Here is a 21354-nt window from a genome sequence, read left to right on the forward strand (position 1 = left end):
TGAATCTGTTAAGGAATTTGGGATCAACAATGTTTCAAAATATATAAGAGCAAGCGTTCAAATTGATAGATCTAGCAATAAATTCAATCTACTAAGCTATGATAAAAGTCCCCTTTTCAAAAAAGAACAGCTTTATTTAAAGGTATTGATTCAGGGGTATGCCAGTTTGTTTTTATACGAAGACAACAGCCTTAGAAGATATTTCTATCAAACCGTAAATAATGATGTAGACCAACTCATTTTTAAAAAATATAAAACGCCAGAAAATAAAATTGGAACCAACAACAAATTCAGGAATCAATTGTACGATAATTTAAAATGTGTTGATATTTCAATGGAAGAGTTAAAATTTATGAACTACAACAAGAAGGAATTATTAAATTTATTTAAAAAATATAATAACTGTCATAACTCAGAATTTGTGAATTTTGATGAGAAAGTAACCTCTAGTTTGTTTCATTTGAATATTAGACCAGGTTTAAACAGTTCTTCTTTATCAATGAGGAATAATATTACAAACTCCAGAAACACAGGTTATGATCGTGAATGGAGCTTTAGAGTAGGGTTAGAGTTTGAATTTATACTGGGATTTAATAAAAATAAATGGGCAATAATCATTGAACCCACCTACCAATACTTTAAGGCAGAGCTAGAAATCGCAAATAGGAGCAATACAAATGCCGATTACCAGTCCATTGAACTTCCTCTAGGACTCAGGCATTACTTATTTTTAAACGACACGTCTAAAGTTTTTGTAAATGCTTCTTTCCTGTATGATTTTGCATTGAAGTCAAAAGTAAGAAACCTAGCTGTTGGATCTGGTATTAATGGAGCATTGGGAATAGGATATAAGTATAAGAATACCTGTAGCTTGGAGTTCAGGTATCATACAAGTAGGGACATTTTACCAGATTATGCTTTGTGGACTTCAGATTATAAAACGATATCAGTGATATTTGGATATTCCATTTTTTAAATCATAAACCTTAAAAGAATACTTGTCAAAATATTTTTGCACACAATCAATTGTCGTAAAAGTAAATAAAGGTCACCGTTCCTTATGAGCATCAGAGTTTATTCCATATGCATACAGCAATTTTAAATTTGAAATGTATAAAAATAAATATCTTGTCTGGGATCTCTTGAGCATTCTTTAATTAGGGTTTTAGGTTTGCTCTATTCTTGTTGAACTGCAAAGCTTCCTTCATAATTAGTTGATGTATACATGAAACATGTGTAAGGAACGCATAAAGAATCCTTTTCTACTTGAGCTGTTTACCTTTATTAAAATGTGGGTGCGTTTTGTGGATTTCTGTCGCGTTTATTCCTTAACAAGAATACTGCCAAAAGTGGGTTGCTATTTTCAAATGAGTGGAAGCACTTATTTTTAATCTGCTCGTCTCTTTACGCTTCTTTGTAGCGCTTATTATTTCCTTTATTTTTTATCAGATTTTTTATGGTCTACCACCAGTGGCAACACGTTGAATAAAAAAGCTGATATCCATTGGTAAGTATCTCTGTTCCTTAGTTCCTATATAACTAAAATGAAACACTTAAATAAAAATGGAACACTCAAAATAAAACAGCCTTTTATATGAGAATTTATTTTCTAATCACACCACATAGAATAAGCTCACAATTGCAAAAAAGGAAAAAACACTATCCAGATGCTATAAAATATAATTGTATCTGATAGCGCGTATATCATTATAAATACACAGAACATTGCAAAAAGCACAACGGCTGTATCTGACAGATACTGACCGACAAATAAACTGTGAAATAACAAAATTTTTACATTATATCTTTTCCGCTGGTCGTAACAAAAATAGAAGATTAGGGTTAGAAAACAGGGGGCCAAAGTATCTGAAGGACTGCTGAAAGAATCTAACAATGAGTCACTCTTACCAAAATGATACCACATCAACATAACAATATAAAACCTCTTTTTTTAATTATTAAAATATGTAATCCGTGCTGCAAATACTTGTGTACAGCTATAAAACTAATTAAAACCACAACTTATTAACTTAAATAAACTTATTACATTGTTCACTTCCCTTCATCTATATGTAGTTTCATAGCTTTAATCGTGTACAAACGAAAATAAACGTAAGCAAACGGTTAAAAAACGTTTACAGCATTAAGAGCATCGCATATTTGCACCGTCATCAAAAACAAACGATGATATTTAAATAATTTTCTAATCCATATAAACTAATTTATTATGAGCAATTTAAGCAACAGAGTACAGTTAATCGGTCACCTAGGACAAGATCCAGAAACCGTGAATTTAAACGATGATAAGAAGCTAGTGAAGTTCTCCATCGCCACCACAGATAGGTATACCAATAAGCTAGGTGAAAAAGTAACAGACACGCAATGGCATCGCATTGTAGCCTTTAATGGTACCGCAAACATCATTGCTGAATACGTAAAGAAAGGAAGTAAAATAGGCGTAGAAGGAAAACTAGTCACTCGACAGTGGGAAGACAAAGACGGTGAAAAAAGGTACACCACAGAAGTAGTATGCGATCAGGTGCTGCTATTAGGCGCTAAAGCATAGTGCTAGATATGTATCTAGGTGAGTTATCAAGTATCTACTAGAATAGGACCTAGAAAAATTAGATAACTAAAAAGGGTACTGGATTCCATGTAAATTTGGAACCAGTATCCTTTTTTTTTTATTTTATCCAAGACCCTATTTTAAGAATAACGGCGACTCAATTATTTCGGTTGAACCCTTGACTCCTTAAACGTTACATGGCGCTAGCCGAAATAGATGAAAAAACATCGCATTCCTATAACTCCTAACAACGCATCTACCAGATCCCACGATGCAGTAGAATACCACATTTAGACTAAAATGGTGTGTAGCCAACATAACTCAACTCGCCTTGAGCAGTTCCTCAAATTCAGCAATACATTTTTTTGCGTCTGTGTTATCTTCTATTTCTAAATTTAAGGAAATACATTCATAATATTTTTTACTCACTCCATTCTTAGAAATAGCTGCCATCCATTTCAATTCTTCTTTATAAAGACGGACTGAAATTTGAGAGGCAAAAATCATTTTATATTGCGCAAAACCAGAAGAGTTGAGGTACTTATAGTCTATTTCTTTCATTTTGCTATAGGCCTTTTGATGATCTCCTAAAGAGGAATCATACAATGCTACATCTCTCTTATTCGCAGCTATTTCCATACCTCTTCTAGCACTTCGATCACTGCCAAAAGTTCCTCCATCCATGTACTCTGCAACAATATCACTATAGGTAAAACCTGAAATTACGTTGTAAAAATTGACAATCTTAAACTCCCTGTTTCTATCCTTATCCACATAAAAAACAAGATAATTGAGAACATTATCATTAACATCAGTGACATAATAATTCAATCGGTATACATTATCTTTTTGATGCACGTCAAAAAGATACACTTTTAAATTCAATAATTCGGCAGCATCTACGTAACTGTCTATGCTCTGTTTATAAAGCATATTAAAAGCACTATAATAGCCTTGCCTCTCTTGAGCTGTGTAATTTTGCTTAAAATCAGATCCTAAACGCCATGAAAATAATACAGGACTAAATATATTTTTAATACTGTAGGGTTCGTAGGTGTTGAAACTGTTCTGTATAGATGCTGCAAAATCTTCAACAGCAAATAAATCTAAGTCTACCTCTGCCTTTTTTACCTCTTTGCAACTCCCAAAAGAAAAGGCAACTAAAGCAGAAATTAGTAGCGCCTTGCATAAAGCATCGCACGTAATTAATGTGAGTGAATTTTTATACATAAGTACGATCAACAGATTAGATTTTTAATACCGCTTTTAATGGATCATCCATAAAAACAGGAAAATAGTATATAAATCCTAAGTATCAAAACAGTCTGCATAAAAACAGGCAACTATCTCGCGATGATTGCCTGTTTATTGAATTTTAATTTAGCTTATATACCTAAAAACTGAATTATATACTACCTCTTACAAAATCGCTGTACAAATCATTGAATTGATACCCTTCTGTAAAACGTTTTTTACTCAGTTTATCAAATTCAACTAAGGACCAAAGAACAAATTCTTTCATAAAATTGCGATCTTCCTTAGTCGTTAGTGGCTGATATTTTTGAACCAAATCCTCTAGAGGTTCTATCTGATCAATAAGCACTTGGTAATCGCTATCATTTAATTCGTCTAGCAATTCCAGTCCTTCATTATTAAAGAACCACTCTATTAACTTATCATAAGGAGTCTCTTCATCTCCTTTTACCAATTTTTTAATTTCAGGAAAATACTGTGGAAACAATGTTTTAGTCGCAGCTCCTATCAATTCATTGGCTACAAAAGCCGCACCTTCTTGCTCTCCTTCATATACCAATTCTACCTTTCCTGTAATGGAAGGAATAATCCCTGTAAAATCAGAAAAACGTATGCTTGTATTTTCATCTCCGTTCATCAAAGAACGTCGCTCTGCGGTACTTAGCAAATTTTCAAAAGCGGTGATACTCATACGAGCACTCACGCCACTCTTCTCATCCACATACTCACTATCTCTAGCACAAAAACTAATTTGCTCTAAAAGATCTTTGGCGAGTTCTGACACGTAAACAACTTCTGCAGTTCGAGCGTCATTTTTTGCTTCTTGTTGTGTAATCTTTTTGGCAATCGCTATATTCTCTGGATAATGGGTTAAAATCTGAGAACCTATTCTGTCTTTTAAAGGAGTAACAATACTACCACGATTGGTATAATCCTCAGGATTTGCAGTAAAGACAAATTGCATATCAAGAGCCAGACGCAATTTAAAACCACGTATCTGAATATCTCCTTCTTGAAGAATATTAAAGAGAGCTACTTGAATGCGAGCCTGTAAATCTGGAAGCTCATTGATCACAAAGATGCACCGGTTGGCACGTGGAATCATTCCGTAATGAATCACGCGATCATCAGCGTAGCTTAATTTTAGATTAGCTGCTTTTATAGGATCAATATCTCCTATTAAATCGGCTACGGTAACATCTGGAGTGGCTAGTTTTTCATAAAAACGATCGTCTCTATGCAGCCATGAAATGGGCGTATCATCTCCGTGCTTTTCAATAAGCTCCTGTGCCGTTCTAGAAAGTGGTTGGTAAGGATCATCATGTATCTCACTTTGAGTAACATAAGGAATATACTCATCCAACAGTCCCGTCATTAATCTTGCCAGTCGTGTTTTTGCCTGACCACGCAATCCCAATAAGTTGATGTTATGGCGTGATAAAATCGCACGTTCTAATTCTGGGATCACTGTATTTTCATAACCGTGAATTCCTGTAAAAGAGTCTACATCGTTTTTGATGTTGTGAATCAAATTATCTCTTAATTCTTCTTTAATAGATTTTGATTTCCAGCCTGCTTCTTTAAGTTGGCCTATGGTACTTATTTTAATGTAATTCATAGTTGTTATTCATAAACGAGTCCAAATTACAACCCATGTTTTATTTTAGCAATCATTAAAGACTTATTTAACGTTCGTGTTTTATGAAGAGCAACTTTCTGGTCGTTTAAATTCAACAAGGAAATAGAGTTGAACTCGCTTTCTTTTTTCTTTTCTGAGAACGAAAGGTTTCTCGTGTTTGTTGGAGCTCTAAAACGGCACAAATAAATAACTCTTTCACATAAAAATTACACCCTAACCATAGAACATCAAATATCATTATAAATTGTTTTACCACAACGAGTTCGCCACCCGCTTTTTTTTATTTTACATCGTTGAAAAACAAATCCATAGCCGCTACTCTTCCTGTATTTTGAGCCTTGTTAAAACAGAATATAATACTCTTTATTATAATTATACCGACATTGAATATTCAAACTAGTACAAAAACTTAATTTTTAATGTCACTCCAGTTTATGAATAATTAGTTTTATTTGACTGCTAAATTATCTAGTATCATGGACACTACAAATGGTCTTGTGTATATCGATGGAGCTAGCTCTCGACACTGAGATGGATCGATTATCACGAATATTAAAGTTAATATATGGATACCTATCTAACTATGAATTTTATTTTTATCGCTTTCACTGGTGGCACACGTTTAATCCTTATAAGCCCAATTCACTAGCTAGATTATATATTCCTTTTAAATTGTTTTTGAATTAAGAACTTAAAATTGATTCCAAAATCCTTACAAACCGTTGATAATTTTATAAATATAGTAAGATTGAGGTCTAAACACCTCCTTCAACCCAAGCATCAGTAAATCTCTAAAGGCCATATTCATCACATGTGACTTCTATTTCGATTCCGATTTCGATATAAGAATGGGTTTCCACTAACTGATGTACTTCCAAAGTCCTTTTTTATTCTGCAAAAAGGTCAATACACGTTTTACACCTTCATGTTCTGTTCCTTCAATTTTAGGATCTTTTGAGAGTAATTTTTGAGCAGCTTCTCTAGCAATGGCAAGAATCTTATGGTCTTTAACGATATCTGCCAGTCGCAAGTCCATGACACCGCTTTGTTGTGTTCCCATCAAATCTCCTGGACCGCGCAATTTAAGATCTACCTCAGCGATTTGGAAGCCATCTGTGGTAGCTACCATTGTGTTTAATCTGGTTTTAGAATTAGCACTCAACTTGTGACTAGTCATAAGAATACAATAGCTCTGATCACCTCCACGCCCTACTCTACCTCGCAACTGGTGCAATTGAGAAAGCCCAAAACGCTCTGCGCTCTCAATGATCATCACGCTGGCATTAGGCACATTCACACCTACTTCTATCACCGTAGTTGCGACCATAATCTGTGTTTCCCCTTTTACGAAACGGTTCATTTCAAAATCTTTATCGGCTGGTTTCATGCGACCGTGAACAATACTTACTTTATAGTTAGGCAAAGGGAATTCTCTAACAATACTTTCATATCCATCTTGCAAATCTTTATAATCTAATGTTTCAGATTCCTCAATAAGCGGATATACCATATAAATCTGACGACCGAGTGCTATTTCATCTCGTATGAAACCAAAAACTGCTAATCTATTCTTATCGTATCGATGTACGGTTTTGATCTCTTTACGACCTGGCGGCAATTCATCAATCACCGATATGTCGAGATCCCCATACAAACTCATGGCAAGCGTTCTAGGAATGGGGGTCGCCGTCATTACCAACACATGTGGCGGCAAGTCATTTTTCTTCCAAAGTTTAGCTCGTTGAGCCACTCCAAAACGGTGCTGTTCATCTACCACAGCCACTCCTAAGTTTTTAAACTTTACTTTATCTTCAATAAGTGCGTGCGTTCCTATCAAAATATCCAAGCTTCCATCTTCTAAAGCCTCATGAATCACACGACGGTTTTTTGTTTTCACAGAACCTGTTAGGATAGAAACTGTAATTCCAGTTCCTTCTAACAATTCGGAAACCCCCGTATAATGTTGTTGTGCGAGAATTTCCGTAGGTGCCATAATACAAGCTTGAAAGCCGTTATCGAGTGCCAATAAGGCCGTGAGCACCGCAACAATAGTTTTTCCAGACCCTACATCTCCTTGCAGCAATCGATTCATATGCGCTCCGGTACCCATATCGCCACGTATTTCTTTAACCACGCGTTTTTGAGCACCTGTTAATTCGAAAGGCAAGTGATTTTTATAAAAGTTAGTAAACTTCTCGCCTACTTGATCAAATACGTACCCTTTAATTTTGGTCTTTCTAATTAGGTTCTGAAGGAGCAATTCCATCTGAATAAAAAAGAGCTCCTCAAATTTCAATCTATAGATAGCACACTGTAGCATTTCTGGCGTAGTAGGAAAGTGAGCGTTGAGCATGGCTTCATTTTTACCGATTAGCTTGTAATGCGCACGCATATCGTCTGGCAAGGTTTCCACAAATGCACCATTAATTTCACTGAACAGCTTGCGCATGCATTTTACAATGTAGGTATTGGTAATCTTGCGTTTGGCAAGCATTTCTGTACTGGGATAGACGGGTGTCATCGCACTTTGCTTCCGGGACTTATGGTCTGCTAGTAATTCTAAATCTGGATGTGCGATATTATATTGAGAACCATAACGAGCCACTTTACCAAAAACCACATAAGGCTCATTAATTTTCAAACTATCTTTAAAGTGCTTCTGACTGCGGAACCACACGAGCTCCATTCTTCCAGTCTCATCGGCAAAGGTGGCAACTAGACGTTCAGCTTTTCCAGCACCTGCCGTTTTAATAGTTGCAATTTTACCTAAAATCTGAACCTGGGCGCTATCTGGTACCAATTCATTGATCTTATAATACTTCGTTTTATCAATATACCTATTTGGAAAAAGGTTTGCCAGATCACCGTAAGTATGGATGTGCAATTCACTGCGCAACAATTTAGCTCTTTCTGGGCCTATGCCAGCGAGGTAATCTATAGGAGTAGAAAGAAAGTTAAGTGGCAAAATTGGATGATTTCTAGTACGTTTTCAAAGATAACGGAGTTGAGGCCAAAGTCAAATTAAATACTCATAGGAATATTACTTTTAGATCGAGAGCGTTACACGAAATTTGTCTAAGTACTGAAAACGCAAATCTATGAAAAGAGATCCTGCTAGTAAAAAGGTTTTATTAAAGCCTGTGCTGAATTCAATTTAGTGCTACGCCAAACATTGTGCCTATTAAATAGTTATTACTGCAGCTGTAAGAAAAAATATTATTGAAAACATTTACCTATTAACCACGGCGTCTTTCTAGAAGGATCATCATCATAAGACCCAGCACGACTCTTTCATTATCCTCTTGATCGATGTCAGCAACTTTAGTTAATTCAAACTCTTTACCAAAAAAAGAAGGCATCTTCTTTAACTTCACAACCACCTGTCCTGCAGTATCAGTAACCTTATATGTGGGATTAAATAGATAACCTGTAAAAGCACTTACTATAGGGATTCCACCTACAACCGAGTCTGCAATACGTACCCAGGCATTTGCTTCTTGCACTTTATATTGAGGCTGGCTGTTTTGATCTACAATATCATACTCTGCCTTCCACATGCTGCGCCAGCCTTTCCTAGCAATTTTACCTACTTCTTTATTATTTGAATCAAATATGGAGTAAGCCGCACTAAAATCCAGCCATTGGTTTGCTAAAATGGTAAATAAGACCTGTGTTTTATTCTCATCACTATACACCGTAATCGCTTCTTTAAGCTTAAACATTTTTTGCTTTACGTAAGCAATAGTATGCCCTGAGGCGTTTTGAGCAGTAAAGTCATTACTTAAGGTAGTAATCTTGAAAGAAAATTTAATAGGATACTGTAGGTTTTTCATATAAGAAATGGTTAGAAGTATGAATTAGGCTACATGTAAAATAAAATACTAACCTGTGATATGGTACCCACCATCTACATGTCTTATTTCGCCAGTTATCCTACTTTCTGGTCTAAATAGGTGGCAAATTTCATATGCAAGATCAACAGGCAGAGCGTTTCCTAAAGGGCTCATTTTATTTGAGGTGGCTACATCTTCTATTTTTAAAGTGGCATTACCGGCTTTACTTCCCATATAGGGAGAAAACCGAATAGCGTTAACACGTATAGCATGTTTGCGACCTAGCTCATCTGCGAGTTCTATAGTGATGCGTTCTAGTGCTGCCTTTGCAATGCTTATGTTTCTATAGGGATGGAATGTCACTTTTGCAGCAGCTATGTAACTTAAAGAACAAATGGAAGCTCCATTTTGCAAAACCTTATATTTCAATAAATAATGGGTGATACGTATTAAAGAATATGCACTAACATTCATGGTGTCGCAAAACTCCTCTATGGTAACATCTATAAGTGGCTTCACTTCTTTTTTACGAATGGTTTTATCCATGGCAATAGCGTGTAAAAGCCCGTCTAGCTTAATGCCTTTTGCCGCTAACTCTTGTGCAAAAGACTCTATGTTTTGATCGATAGAAACATCTAGGATTTCTACCATAGAATCCCCTAATGAATCGTGCACAGAACGTTTAAAGTCCTCAAAATTTTTCTGAAGAAACTCTTTTGCTCTATCTGATAAATCGTCGTGAAAAGAACTTATACCTAAACCTGTACAAACCACTTTACCTCCGTTTTTTATAATTTCTTTTGCAGCGTACATAGCTAGTGAATGCTCGTCTGCAATACCTGTGATTAAAAAAGTTTTATTTGTAAACATTTATATATCGTATTGATGAGTGCTTGATAAGTATATTCTTTGATTGTAATGCATTTCATTTTGCATTTGCACAAGCCCGCAAAATGCATAAATGTCAAACCTATTTAGATCATTATACATGCTTTACACTCCTATTATTTTAAGATTTAGAATTACCATTTATAAAGTGCGGTTCCCCAAGTCCATCCAGCTCCAACGGCTGCAAACAAGATTAGATCGTCCTTTTTAAGCAGGTTTTTCTTTACTGTTTCATCTAGCATAATTGGTATGGTAGCTCCAGATGTGTTTGCGTAACGATCCATATTAGTCATTACTTTTTCCCAAGGTAAAGAGATGCGATTTGCCACTTCTTCGAGTATTCTTATGCTGGGTTGGTGCGGTATAAGCCAGTTGATCTCTTCTATAGAAACCTTATTCTTAGATAATAGTTCCTTTATAGACTTTGGAACAACCTTAATCGCAGTTTGAAAAACGGCAGTTCCATCCATCTGAAAATACTGAAGTCCTTTTTTAAGCGTTTCTTCAGAAGTAGGTAGTAAAGATCCTCCAGCTGGTATGTTCCAACAATCTTTACCACGACCATCTGTATGCAATAGAAAATCGATGAATCCTTTATCTTCATGGGTATGAGAAATCACCATCGCTCCAGCTCCATCGCCAAAAAACACAGCATCTCTGCGATTCCAGTCCGTAATATTTGAAAAAGTATCTGCCCCTATTACGAGTACGTTTTTATACATGCCAGACTTAATAAATTGTACTGCCGTAGTTGTAGCAAATAAGGCGCCTGAGCAAACAGCAGATATATCAAAAGCCACTGCATTAAAAGCTTCTATTTTTTCTTGCACAAAGCAGGCGCAAGAAGGAGCAAGCCTATCGGGAGTTGCTGTAGCTAGGATAATTAGGTCTATATCTAACGGCATTAAGCCCGCATTTTTAATAGCTTCCTTTCCAGCTATCGACGCTAAATCACTTGTAGTTTCACCTGTTGAAATACGTCGTTCTTTAATTCCTAAGTTTTTTTGAATCCACGCATCGTTCGATCCTACGGATTCAAAAAAGTCATTTTTTACAATATTTTCTGGAGCATAGGATCCAGTACCTTTAATATATGCATTATTCATAGAATAGTATCAGCAGCTAAAAATGTGTTCTTTTATTAGAACAAGAGGACTATTTTGATTTTAATTTTGAATAATTACACAATTGAAGTTAAAAACGGATTAAAAAGATAATATGCTAAAATTTAGGTTTAAAAAATGAGAAAACCATAACAAGGATTAAGTACTTTACATAAAAACATTATTCTACCACATCCAATTTAGCAAATCGCAACAAGAGTTTTTTCAAACCACCTACATTAAAATTGATTTCGGCTTTTTTCTCACCTCCTATACCTTCTAGATTGACGACTGTTCCACGACCAAAACGAGCGTGTTCGACAATCATTCCTGCCTGCAACTTACCTTCAAATCCTGCTGGTGCGTTGGAACTGCTAGTTGTGCGACTCACAGGCCGCATTTTACGCAGTTTTCTAATTTGCTCCTCATTAGGCTGACTTACACTGGGTGGCGTTCCATTTTTGGGTTTGTCCTGTCTCAATTTTGACTTGTCAGGCTCATCCCATAAATCATTATCCATTAATGGTTTATATCGGTAATCATCAGGTGGTGTGGTGTATTCTACATACTGATCATCTATTTCAGTAATAAAACGACTGGGCTCTGCATCGACTAACTTTCCCCATCGGTAGCGACTTAAGGTATACGTCAAATAGGCCTGATGCTCTGCTCTGGTAAGTGCTACATAAAAAAGACGGCGTTCTTCTTCCAGATCTTCCCGTGTATTCATAGCCATTCCACTAGGGAATAAATCTTCTTCCATACCAACAATATACAGGTAAGGAAATTCCAGACCTTTAGAGAGGTGAATGGTCATTAAAGAAACACGGTCATCATCTCCTGTATCTTTATCGAGATCGGTAGCCAGTGCAATATCTTCTAAGAATTCTGAAAGTGCACCGCGCGCATCGGCGACTTCTTTTTGCCCCTCTACGAAGTCCCGCATACCGTTGAGCAATTCCTCCATATTTTCTATGCGAGAAATCCCTTCTTGAGTTCCATCTTTTTTAAGCTCTGTAATTAAAGCCGTTTTTTTCAGCACGTATTCCGTGAGTTCAAACACATTTTGAGTATCGTTAAGAGCCTGAAAACTCTTGATCATGGTGGCAAAGTTCTTCAGTTTTGTTTTAGTAGCGCTATTTATCCCTGCATCTACTCTATCGATGTTCTCGATCACTTCAAATAACGTACGGTCATAATGCTTTGCAGCAACGATCAAACGGTCCATAGTGGTTGCTCCTATTCCACGAGCTGGATAATTGACCACCCGTTTTAAGGCTTCCTCATCCTTAGAATTGACCACCAAACGCAAATAAGACAGTACATCTTTTACTTCTTTGCGCTGGTAGAAACTCAAACCTCCATAAATTCGATATGGAATATCACGTTTGCGCAAGGCGTCTTCCATGGCACGAGATTGCGCGTTTGTTCTGTACAAAATGGCAAATTTACCGTTGTCTAATTGGTGGTGCATTTTATTCTCAACAATAGAACTAGCTACATAACGTCCTTCTTCAGAATCACTCATCAATCGGTGAACGATAATTTTAGGACCATCTTCATTTGCGGTCCAGACTACTTTTTCAAGTTTGGTTTTATTGTGTTCTATAATGGAGTTTGCCGCTTCTACAATGTTTTTTGTAGAACGGTAATTTTGCTCTAGTCGGTAAGCTTTTACATTGTCATAATCTTTTTGAAAGTTCAAGATGTTATTGATATTTGCTCCTCTAAAAGCATAGATAGATTGCGCATCATCTCCTACCACACAAATATTCTGGAACTTATCTGACAGCGCTTTGACGATCAAGTATTGTGAGTGGTTGGTATCCTGATACTCATCAACGAGTATGTATTGAAAACGATTTTGATATTTGGCCAGTACTTCTGGAAATCTATTGATCAATTCATTGGTTTTCAACAACAGATCATCAAAATCCATAGCGCCTGCTTTAAAACAACGCTCTACATATTCTTTATAGATCTCACCAAAACGAGGTCTTCGTGCCATAGCATCTGCCTCTTGTAAATCGGCATCATTATAGTAGGCTCGCACGGTTATCAGACTATTTTTTAAAGAAGAAATACGCGAGAAAATCTGTTTGTATTTATACACATCTTTATCCAGTCCCATTTCTTTGATAATGGCACTGGTAAGGCGTTGAGAGTCTTGCGCATCATAAATTGTAAAATTAGAAGGGTACCCCATTTTATCTGCTTCTACACGCAATAAACGGGCAAAAACCGAGTGGAACGTCCCCATCCACAGGTTTTTTGCTTCATTTGCACCGACTATTTCACCTATACGTTTTTTCATCTCTTTTGCGGCTTTATTGGTAAACGTAAGCGACAGAATATTGAAGGGGTCTACACCTTGTTGCATCAAATATGCGATGCGTATGGTCAGCACACGTGTCTTCCCTGACCCTGCACCAGCAATGATGATCATAGGACCTTCTTTTTGTAAAACAGGTTCTTTTTGGGCGTCGTTGAGTTGGGAAATATGGTCTTGCACTGGTCTTCTTTTTGTATGTTATAAAGATACGGCTTGTAAATGTTCCGCTTTCGCGAAAGCGGAACATTTACAAGTGTTTTTTCAACAATTAATTCTTGACAGTAGGTATAATCAGCCTCTTAAAACTTTTCTTAGTGGGTTTAGCGTTGATCAAATGAAAGTGACCTTCAAAAATCCATAAGCAACTTTTTTTTTCGAGCTATTGCTAAACTAATTTTTAAATGATATCATAAAATTGAATCTTAAAATTGCAGTCGATAGAAAATAACCTCTTATTTTTGAGCTTTACCTATCACTAAAATCCCACTATGCAAGACAGTATTTTTTCTTTGTTTCAAACTTTATTACCAAGCTTTATTATAGCGGTAATTGCCTATTATTTCCTCTCTTCTTTTATGAAAAATGAAGAACGTAGAAGAAGGTTTATCACGGTAAGAGAGTCTCAGGCAAAAACACTTCCTACTCGTATGGCTGCCTATGAGCGATTGGTTCTTTTTCTGGAGCGAATAAAACCAGCTAGCCTAGTAGTGAGAACCAAACCCGGTAATATGACAAAAGCAGAATATGAGCAAACCATAGTTGCTGCGATAGAACAGGAATTTGAACATAATATAGCACAACAGATTTATGTAAGCGAAGAATGCTGGAACATCATACGAGCAGCAACAAATACCACCATTCAGAAAATACGTCAAGTATCTATGAGCGATAAAGTCTCTACAGCAGACGGATTGCGTCAGGCTATTATTAATGAGCTTATGGACAAACGTGCTCCGAGCGCAACGGCCATCAGCTTTTTAAAGTCTGAAGTGAATGATTTATTTTAACTTAAGAAGCTTCCACTGATTTAACTTCCAAATGACGCGAATAAAAATGTTTCTTTTCTATTCTTAATAGTTATAAAATAATCGCATAGCACTCGCTATAAGGCGGCTCTTTACTTCTATGAACTAGAAAACTTGTGCTGAACTACGTCGAAGTACCATTCCATTTATGTGTACGGCATTTAAAAATCAAACGGTCGCAAGTTGTGGTAATGTGGAAGATTCTGTACCCATAAGAAAAAACACGTTTTTATATAAAAGGAAGATGTATACCCACTTGAATTAATATTGGGAGGTACATCGCAGATTTTGAACAAATCTAGAAGGATCAAGAACGCTCTACTGCGGCTTTCTAAAACCAGATGTTCCAGAATAAAAACTTCCTTCCACTGGCTTTTACAACAATTCTAATTTAATTCAGCACTGCAACTGCATCCCGATTGCTATCAGAAGAGAATCAAAACTCAGTCTGCCTGCCGGTTCTGACATTTTCGTATGGCAACAAATGAAATCAAAACTGAAATTAAATTAGTGGATCCTGAACAAATTTAGAAGTAACCTTTTAGAGGCCTATTTTCCAGAATGACCATTCCTTATCAGAAATTTTTGCGAGCACAGAGAATAAAGGCATCCTTTGACTGCCTGCTCAAATCTCGAGCACCATAAGGAATACACCGGTCTACGGAATCCTCAAAACCTTCCTCAATCTTTGCTGACTGGGATTATCAAAATCACTCATCGCCTGTTTTATAAAAAACTTGCCACTTTCTCCTTTGTATTGTTCCTTTAAAATACCTCGTGCGTTTTCATAAAATCGCCATACATGATGTAAACTGGCATGCATAAGATCTCTATAATTCTGCTGGCTCATCGCATCGAGATTGATTAAATAATCAAAAGCTGCTGTTCTTGTTTCTGTGCTGTATGGAGCAGCTGTATAGGACTGTAGTCTGGTCAATAGTGGTAATAACTCTTCCTTACTATAACCCGTAGAATTAAGCGCCAAAACAATCCACGCCATATCTAGGCTAGAATTGATCTCTTTCCATTGGGCTTTTGTGTTTTCTAAAACCGTTCTTTTATCACTGGCATCGTTCCATAATAAAAACAATACAGATTCTCTAGTAACATAAGAGGCGTCCTGTAGCATACTCGAAATCAACTCCCGATTATTGTCATTTAAATTAGGAGTGCTTAAAACGATAAGTTGGTTCACTTCTATATGATTTAATGCCGCAGCTTGTTCTAACAACTCATATTTCTTTACCGTATCGTGAATACTCAACTGGGCTACCATTTCTTTTACCAGCTCTATTTCCACAGGCTTTTGTAAGGTTTCTAGGTAAGAGTTATAAGATTCTTCAAAAGTAGAAATACGTCTCGCTGCCAGTTGAAGGTATTGCTCCATAACAGGCTGTTTTCTCAGTATCCTCAGCGCTTCAGCAGTAGGAAAGACTTCTGATGTCAACCAGGTTGATTTGAACTGTGTTAAATCTTTTTTACTTACCTGAGCAACCACGTCCATAAAACTGGATGTAGTGACGTTTTTATATTTATTCTCATTGAGGTAACGTGTGACGCTTTCGCGAAAGCTAGACACTCCAATCTTATCTTCTAATGCATGTAATGCCCAAGCTCCATGTTGATAAAACGTAAGTGAATTTGCTTTTGCATCAAGCAGTGCTGTGCTATTTCCACTTGCCGTCTGTTCGTTGAGGGATTCGGCATATTCATACAATTGAATTTGGAAATAGGAATTTCCGTAGAGATTTTTCTCTGCTAGTAAAGCGTAATAGCTGGCAAAACCTTCCTGCAACCAATGGTGTTTTGACTCGGTTTCTGTTACCAGATTACCAAACCACTGATGGGCCAGTTCATGTGCATTCACATTTACATAGCTGCGATCATTGACTCCTAATTCGTCCGTGAAAAACTCGTCATTAAAAATGGTCATTCCCGTATTCTCCATTCCAGCATATAAGAAATCCTTTACGGGAACTTGTTTGTAATTTTGCCATGGATAAGCCACATCTATCACCCCTTCGAGAAAATCAAAGATCTCTTTAGAATGCTGATAAGTGGCGGCTACACGAGACTCCTGTCCTTTATAATAATAGAATTCTAGAGGTACACCTGTTGCGCTTGTGTCTGTTTTTACTTTATAATCGCCCACAGCAAGGGCAACGAGGTAAGTGGACATGGGCTTTTGCATTTTATAATTCCAAGTCTTTGTTTCTTTGTTATCCGTCACTTGAACTAGATGACCATTTGCTACAACATATTTTGAAACTGGTGCCGTAATCGATAAACTCCAGATCATTTTATCATTCATATCATCGATACTGGGCAACCAGTTGCTGGTATATTTCCCTTGACCCTGGGTCCATACTTGATCCCATAAACGATCCTTATCTGCATCAATATGATACATGGCTTTAGAAGGGTAACTGGTGAATAGTATCTTGAGCTGGAGGGTATCATTAGCACTAAAAGGTTCCTCAACAACCAGCTTCTCTCCATCATAAATAACCCTTACTTTTTTAGTATCAATAAAAGCTTGGTAAGCCACAAGGTTTTTGGCGTCTACAAAAATGGAAGGAGTATTCTGCAAAATCTTTAAATCAAAAAGAATTTCTCCTTTTACTTCATTAGATGTTTTATCAAGAGTTATGGAGACATGAGCCTTTTGGAAATCAACCAGATCTAACTGGCTAGAGGTATTTTGGGAATGCGCAAAAAGCGCGATTAAAAAAGTAATTATTGTGATCCATTTCATAGAAGCGAAAAATACAAAAGATGGAGCATAATATGCTCTTTACTCACCATGCTTAACTTTTATTAACTGTATAGTGTTTGCCATCCATTAGATTTCTATGCAAGCACTTCTGCTGTAAAGACAGAAACCTTTATTTTCGTACTCTAAATAAGATTGAACTTTGTACGAAAATAACTTTCCACATAAAAGATTTGGCCTTACCCTAGAATTTCTAGAGAAACACATTCCTAAAACAGATACTGTTCTGGATTTAGGAGTGGAAAATCCGTTTACGCTTATTATGAAAGAAGCTGGTTATCAGGTTTCTAATACGGGTGGGGAAGATCTAGATGATGACACCTCATCTATAGAAATTTTTAAAGGTGAGGTGGTCACTGCTTTGGAGATTTTTGAACATTTAGTTTCCCCTTATACCTCACTGAAAGCTATTCCTTGTGATAAATGTATTATTAGTGTCCCATTAAAGCTTTGGTTTTCCAGCGCCTATCGCAATAAAAACGATATCAGAGACCAACACTATCATGAATTTGAACCTTGGCAACTGGATTATGTGCTGGAAAAAGCAGGTTGGAAGGTCGTCGATCGCATCAAGTTTACCAATCCTGTAAAGAAATTTGGAATACGTCCACTTCTTAGAAAATTTACCGATCGTTATTATGTGGTCTATTGTGAAAAGTCAAATCCTTCCTAAATTTTGAAAATAGCCATCATCATACCAGCTCATAACGAAGAGCAATTTATACACTTGACACTGGATAGCCTGATGCAACAATCGCTGGCAGTTACTCAAATAATTGTGGTAGACGACAACTCAACCGACCGTACTTTTGAAATCGCCAGTTCCTACTCGACCTCATTACCTATCAAAGTAGTGCAAACCTTATCCAGTGCCGAGAATGTTCCTGGCTCTAAAGTCATACATGCGTTTAACTATGGACTGGCTCAAATAGATTTAGCAGATTTTGACATCATTTGTAAGTACGATGCAGATTTAATTTTTCCTTCTGATTATTTGGAGCAGGTGGCAGCTCACTTTCGCTCTAAGCCTATCGGCGATTGGGAGAGCTCCAGCATTGGAATGGTTGCAGGACATTGCAGCATCCTTAAGGAAGGCCACTGGGAAATTGAAAACCAAAACAACCCAGATCATATAAGAGGAGCCCTTAAAGCCTACAGACGTGAGTGCTTCCAACAAATAGGAGGACTTCAAGCAAGTATAGGATGGGATACTATTGACGAGATGCTGGCGCGATTTTTCGGCTGGCAAGTGATTACTATTCCTAGATTGCATGTAAAACACTTAAAACCTACTGGAGCTGCTTATAATTACAGATCTAAATACCTACAAGGAGAAGCTTTTTATAAAATGCGTTATGGAAGGTTACTCACTTTTATAACTGCAGCAAAGATGGCGTGGAATAAAAAGCAATTCCAATTGATACCTGACTACTTAAAAGGTTATCAACTGGCACAAAAAAAGAACCTTGCTCTTCTGGTTACAGAAGAACAAGGTCATTTTATTAGAACATACCGCTGGAAGGGTATCAAATCAAAATTAGGATTTAATGCTAAAAATTAAAAGCCAATCCAAAACTCACATTGAACGGATTGTAGATCTCCTCAACTGGTAATAAAGCTTCTGATTTGTATTTTGCAATTGGAAAAGTTGCTTCTGTATAAATTATGAAACCGTCTGTTAAGAAATATCTCGCACCTAGATACCCTCTGCCGTTTTTAGTGCTCAAAGCAAGTCCTGATGGAAGTGAAATATAGGATCCATGTTCAAAACATTACCTATGTTGGCATTGAAACACAATTTTACCATAGCTGTTTCAATCAAAGTCAGCATCTATGGTATCGTCAAGACCTAGTGCTTAATTCAAGCCATAACCCATATAAAAGTTTTATGCTATTCCAAAATCGCATGCTCCTTGAATTCCATTAGCGCCACTTTGGAAGTCTGCTCCTATTGGCACTTTTTGATCTTCTTTAGCCTTAAATATTGGAGCACTTGGGATTGAACCAGTAATTAAGGCAGCTACAAATAGTACTATTTTCATGCTGTTTTATTTATGTGATCCTTATAAATTTACTACGCCTGAGGTGGATATAAAATGTAAAATAGTGTGAAGAGGAACGAACGTATCTTTTATTAATGCAAACTAAAACTACATTAACAACTCCTTCTTATAATTGATTGCTATTACATTAAAATACTATTTCAAAACTTCGCTTATGGGATTGCCAGTTGCTCCATTAGGAAAGCTTATTTTTAATAAGCTGGAAATGGTAGGCGCGATGTCTATAATTTCTGTACGCTTGCTACTAGAACTTTTACGTATTCCATTACCGTAAAATAATAAAGGCACATGAGTATCATAACTTTGCGAGCTACCATGTGTAGAACCCGTTTTAGAATAAGAAATCACCGCTGGTTCTAAAACAAAAATTACGTCTCCACTGCGTTTGTGATGGAAACCATTCTGAATCAAACGACCAGTTCCATCTGCTTGAATTCCCGAAACGAGTGCGTTTCTAGTATACACCTTATCAATATGCACATAATCTATTATAAGCGTCGCGATGAAGTTTTCTAAATCGATTGGATTGATTTTATTCTTCCGTACATTTTCTTTGTTAAAGAAAATCTGATCGTTAGATATATTTGAAATAAGATCCTCCTGATTATACATTGTCTTGAGGTCCTTATTAAGTTGTTTCTCAAAGTTTGATCTACTAAAATATCCTGAATTCACTCTTTTACTCTGTAAATACGCTGGATTATGGACAGCGCCATGATCTGCGGTCAAGAAAACGGTATAATTTCCATTCCCCACTTCTTGATCCAGTGCATTTAACAAACGCTCTATATCTAGATCTAGCCTTAAGTAAGTATCTTCTATCTCTACAGAATTGACTCCATACTGATGTCCTATATAATCGGTACTGGAAAAACTAACAGCCAGAAAATCGGTTATTTCGTCCTTTCCCATCTCTTCTTTTTTTAAAGCTTCTACCGCAAAGTCTGCTACGATAGAATTGCCATAAGGGGTACCTTTTATGAGGCTATAATTTCCATTCTCACCCCTTAAGTTATTCAAGTCATAAGGAAAAGTTGCTGTTTCCTTCCCCTTAGGTGCCTTTTCAAAATCGTTGAGGTCCGGCCCACTTGCCGTATAGGTTTCTAAAGGATAAAGTGTGTTCCAAGTTTTGAGGTAATGATCTGCTTTTTTGGAGGTATTAAAGTCAGCTACCCATTGTGGTAATTGCTGCATATAAAAAGTGCTGGAAATAAAGTTTCCTCTGTCGCCACCTTCAAACCAATAAGCAGCGTCAGCGGCATGGCCTGCTGGTAAGATGGCACCGCGATCTTTTATCGAAATCCCTATCACCTTTGCTTTCCCTTGAGTATGTAATTCTAGTTGATCAGTAACCGTGCTGGTTAACATCTTACGCGGTGACATTTTACCATCCTCACTATCAGTTCCTACTCCTGTATAATCCTTATCGCTGGCATTATATATAACTTTATCCTCCATTTTATCATACCAGTTATTACCTATAATACCGTGATTCATAGGTGAAGTTCCTGTATATATAGAAGCATGTCCAGGAGCTGTGTAGGTAGGTACAAAATTATAATGATTATTCGTGAGGTTGTAACCGTCATTCATCAACCTTTTAAAACCACCATTTCCGTAACGACTGTAAAATCTGGTTAGATAGTCATACCTCATTTGATCCACCACAATTCCTACAACAAGTTTAGGAGCCTCTTGCTTTGCTGTATAAGTTAGTGGGGCTTCTTTGATTTCAGACTTAGGTTTTGAGTTCTCTCGCTTTCGCGAAAGCGTGCTACAAGAAGTCAAAAAAACAAAAATAAGTATAAGAGAAAGTAAATTTTTCATCATTAACAGTTTGCTACAAATGTAACCTTTGAAAAAAAGAACAAGTTTAAG

Annotated in this window: 16 protein-coding genes; 5 read left to right on the forward strand and 11 right to left on the reverse strand. The window is 36.7% G+C overall.

Annotated elements, in window-relative coordinates; translation table 11 throughout:
* On the forward strand, window positions 1-976 hold a 976-nt coding region (locus tag ACJAT0_RS06670; protein WP_415181036.1), incomplete at its 5' end, for a tRNA modification GTPase.
* Window positions 977-2227: 1251 nt separating this feature from the next.
* On the forward strand, window positions 2228-2566 hold the full coding sequence (locus ACJAT0_RS06675; protein ID WP_415181037.1) for a single-stranded DNA-binding protein: 339 nt from the start codon (window positions 2228-2230) through the stop codon (window positions 2564-2566).
* A gap of 321 nt (window positions 2567-2887) precedes the next feature.
* Here the strand turns inward: ACJAT0_RS06675 and ACJAT0_RS06680 are convergent, their stop codons facing one another.
* The 7 genes from ACJAT0_RS06680 to ACJAT0_RS06710 all read right to left on the reverse strand — a co-directional run bounded on the left by ACJAT0_RS06680 (window position 2888) and on the right by ACJAT0_RS06710 (window position 13795).
* Complete coding sequence (locus tag ACJAT0_RS06680; RefSeq protein WP_415181038.1) at window positions 2888-3808, reverse strand: hypothetical protein; 921 nt, start codon at window positions 3806-3808, stop codon at window positions 2888-2890.
* Window positions 3809-3971: 163 nt separating this feature from the next.
* Window positions 3972-5438 carry a magnesium chelatase gene (locus ACJAT0_RS06685; RefSeq protein WP_415181039.1) on the reverse strand — a complete coding sequence of 489 codons (1467 nt, stop codon included), beginning with the start codon at window positions 5436-5438 and terminating at the stop codon, window positions 3972-3974.
* Window positions 5439-6318: 880 nt separating this feature from the next.
* Window positions 6319-8424 (reverse strand): ATP-dependent DNA helicase RecG, encoded by a 2106-nt coding sequence (gene recG, locus ACJAT0_RS06690; RefSeq protein WP_415181040.1) that lies wholly within the window; start codon window positions 8422-8424, stop codon window positions 6319-6321.
* Between the two features lie 271 nt (window positions 8425-8695).
* Window positions 8696-9292, reverse strand: a complete 597-nt coding sequence (locus tag ACJAT0_RS06695; RefSeq protein WP_415181041.1) for a hypothetical protein — start codon at window positions 9290-9292, stop codon at window positions 8696-8698.
* A gap of 48 nt (window positions 9293-9340) precedes the next feature.
* Window positions 9341-10162 (reverse strand): SDR family oxidoreductase, encoded by an 822-nt coding sequence (locus tag ACJAT0_RS06700; protein ID WP_374002251.1) that lies wholly within the window; start codon window positions 10160-10162, stop codon window positions 9341-9343.
* A 152-nt stretch (window positions 10163-10314) separates the two neighbouring features.
* The gene (locus ACJAT0_RS06705) at window positions 10315-11286 is read right to left on the reverse strand and encodes a beta-ketoacyl-ACP synthase III (protein WP_415181042.1); all 972 of its coding nucleotides are present in this window, start codon (window positions 11284-11286) and stop codon (window positions 10315-10317) included.
* 178 nt (window positions 11287-11464) lie between these two features.
* Window positions 11465-13795 carry an ATP-dependent helicase gene (locus ACJAT0_RS06710; RefSeq protein ID WP_415181043.1) on the reverse strand — a complete coding sequence of 777 codons (2331 nt, stop codon included), beginning with the start codon at window positions 13793-13795 and terminating at the stop codon, window positions 11465-11467.
* A gap of 308 nt (window positions 13796-14103) precedes the next feature.
* Here ACJAT0_RS06710 and ACJAT0_RS06715 point away from each other — a divergent pair, with 308 nt between their 5' ends.
* Complete coding sequence (locus ACJAT0_RS06715; RefSeq protein WP_415181044.1) at window positions 14104-14622, forward strand: hypothetical protein; 519 nt, start codon at window positions 14104-14106, stop codon at window positions 14620-14622.
* Between the two features lie 676 nt (window positions 14623-15298).
* Here ACJAT0_RS06715 and ACJAT0_RS06720 read toward each other — a convergent pair.
* Window positions 15299-17395, reverse strand: coding sequence for a M1 family metallopeptidase (locus tag ACJAT0_RS06720; RefSeq protein WP_415181045.1), 2097 nt, complete (start codon window positions 17393-17395; stop codon window positions 15299-15301).
* 160 nt (window positions 17396-17555) lie between these two features.
* Between ACJAT0_RS06720 and ACJAT0_RS06725 the strand changes: the two genes are divergently transcribed.
* A complete protein-coding gene (locus ACJAT0_RS06725; protein WP_415181046.1) occupies window positions 17556-18086 on the forward strand; it encodes a methyltransferase in 531 nt (176 codons plus the stop codon).
* A 3-nt stretch (window positions 18087-18089) separates the two neighbouring features.
* Window positions 18090-18974: a glycosyltransferase gene (locus ACJAT0_RS06730; RefSeq protein ID WP_415181047.1), complete on the forward strand. Its 885-nt coding sequence runs from the start codon at window positions 18090-18092 to the stop codon at window positions 18972-18974.
* Here the strand turns inward: ACJAT0_RS06730 and ACJAT0_RS06735 are convergent.
* The 3 genes from ACJAT0_RS06735 to pafA all read right to left on the reverse strand — a co-directional run bounded on the left by ACJAT0_RS06735 (window position 18964) and on the right by pafA (window position 21303).
* Complete coding sequence (locus ACJAT0_RS06735; protein ID WP_374002244.1) at window positions 18964-19140, reverse strand: DUF6646 family protein; 177 nt, start codon at window positions 19138-19140, stop codon at window positions 18964-18966. The genes ACJAT0_RS06730 and ACJAT0_RS06735 overlap by 11 nt on opposite strands.
* A gap of 159 nt (window positions 19141-19299) precedes the next feature.
* Entirely contained in the window at window positions 19300-19455 is a 156-nt protein-coding gene (locus ACJAT0_RS06740) for a hypothetical protein (protein ID WP_374002243.1), read from the reverse strand.
* Between the two features lie 156 nt (window positions 19456-19611).
* Window positions 19612-21303 carry an alkaline phosphatase PafA gene (pafA, locus tag ACJAT0_RS06745; RefSeq protein ID WP_415181048.1) on the reverse strand — a complete coding sequence of 564 codons (1692 nt, stop codon included), beginning with the start codon at window positions 21301-21303 and terminating at the stop codon, window positions 19612-19614.
* Between the last annotated feature and the right edge of the window lie 51 nt (window positions 21304-21354).

It is taken from the genome of Nonlabens sp., from assembly GCF_047636915.1.
GTDB lineage: Bacteria > Bacteroidota > Bacteroidia > Flavobacteriales > Flavobacteriaceae > Nonlabens.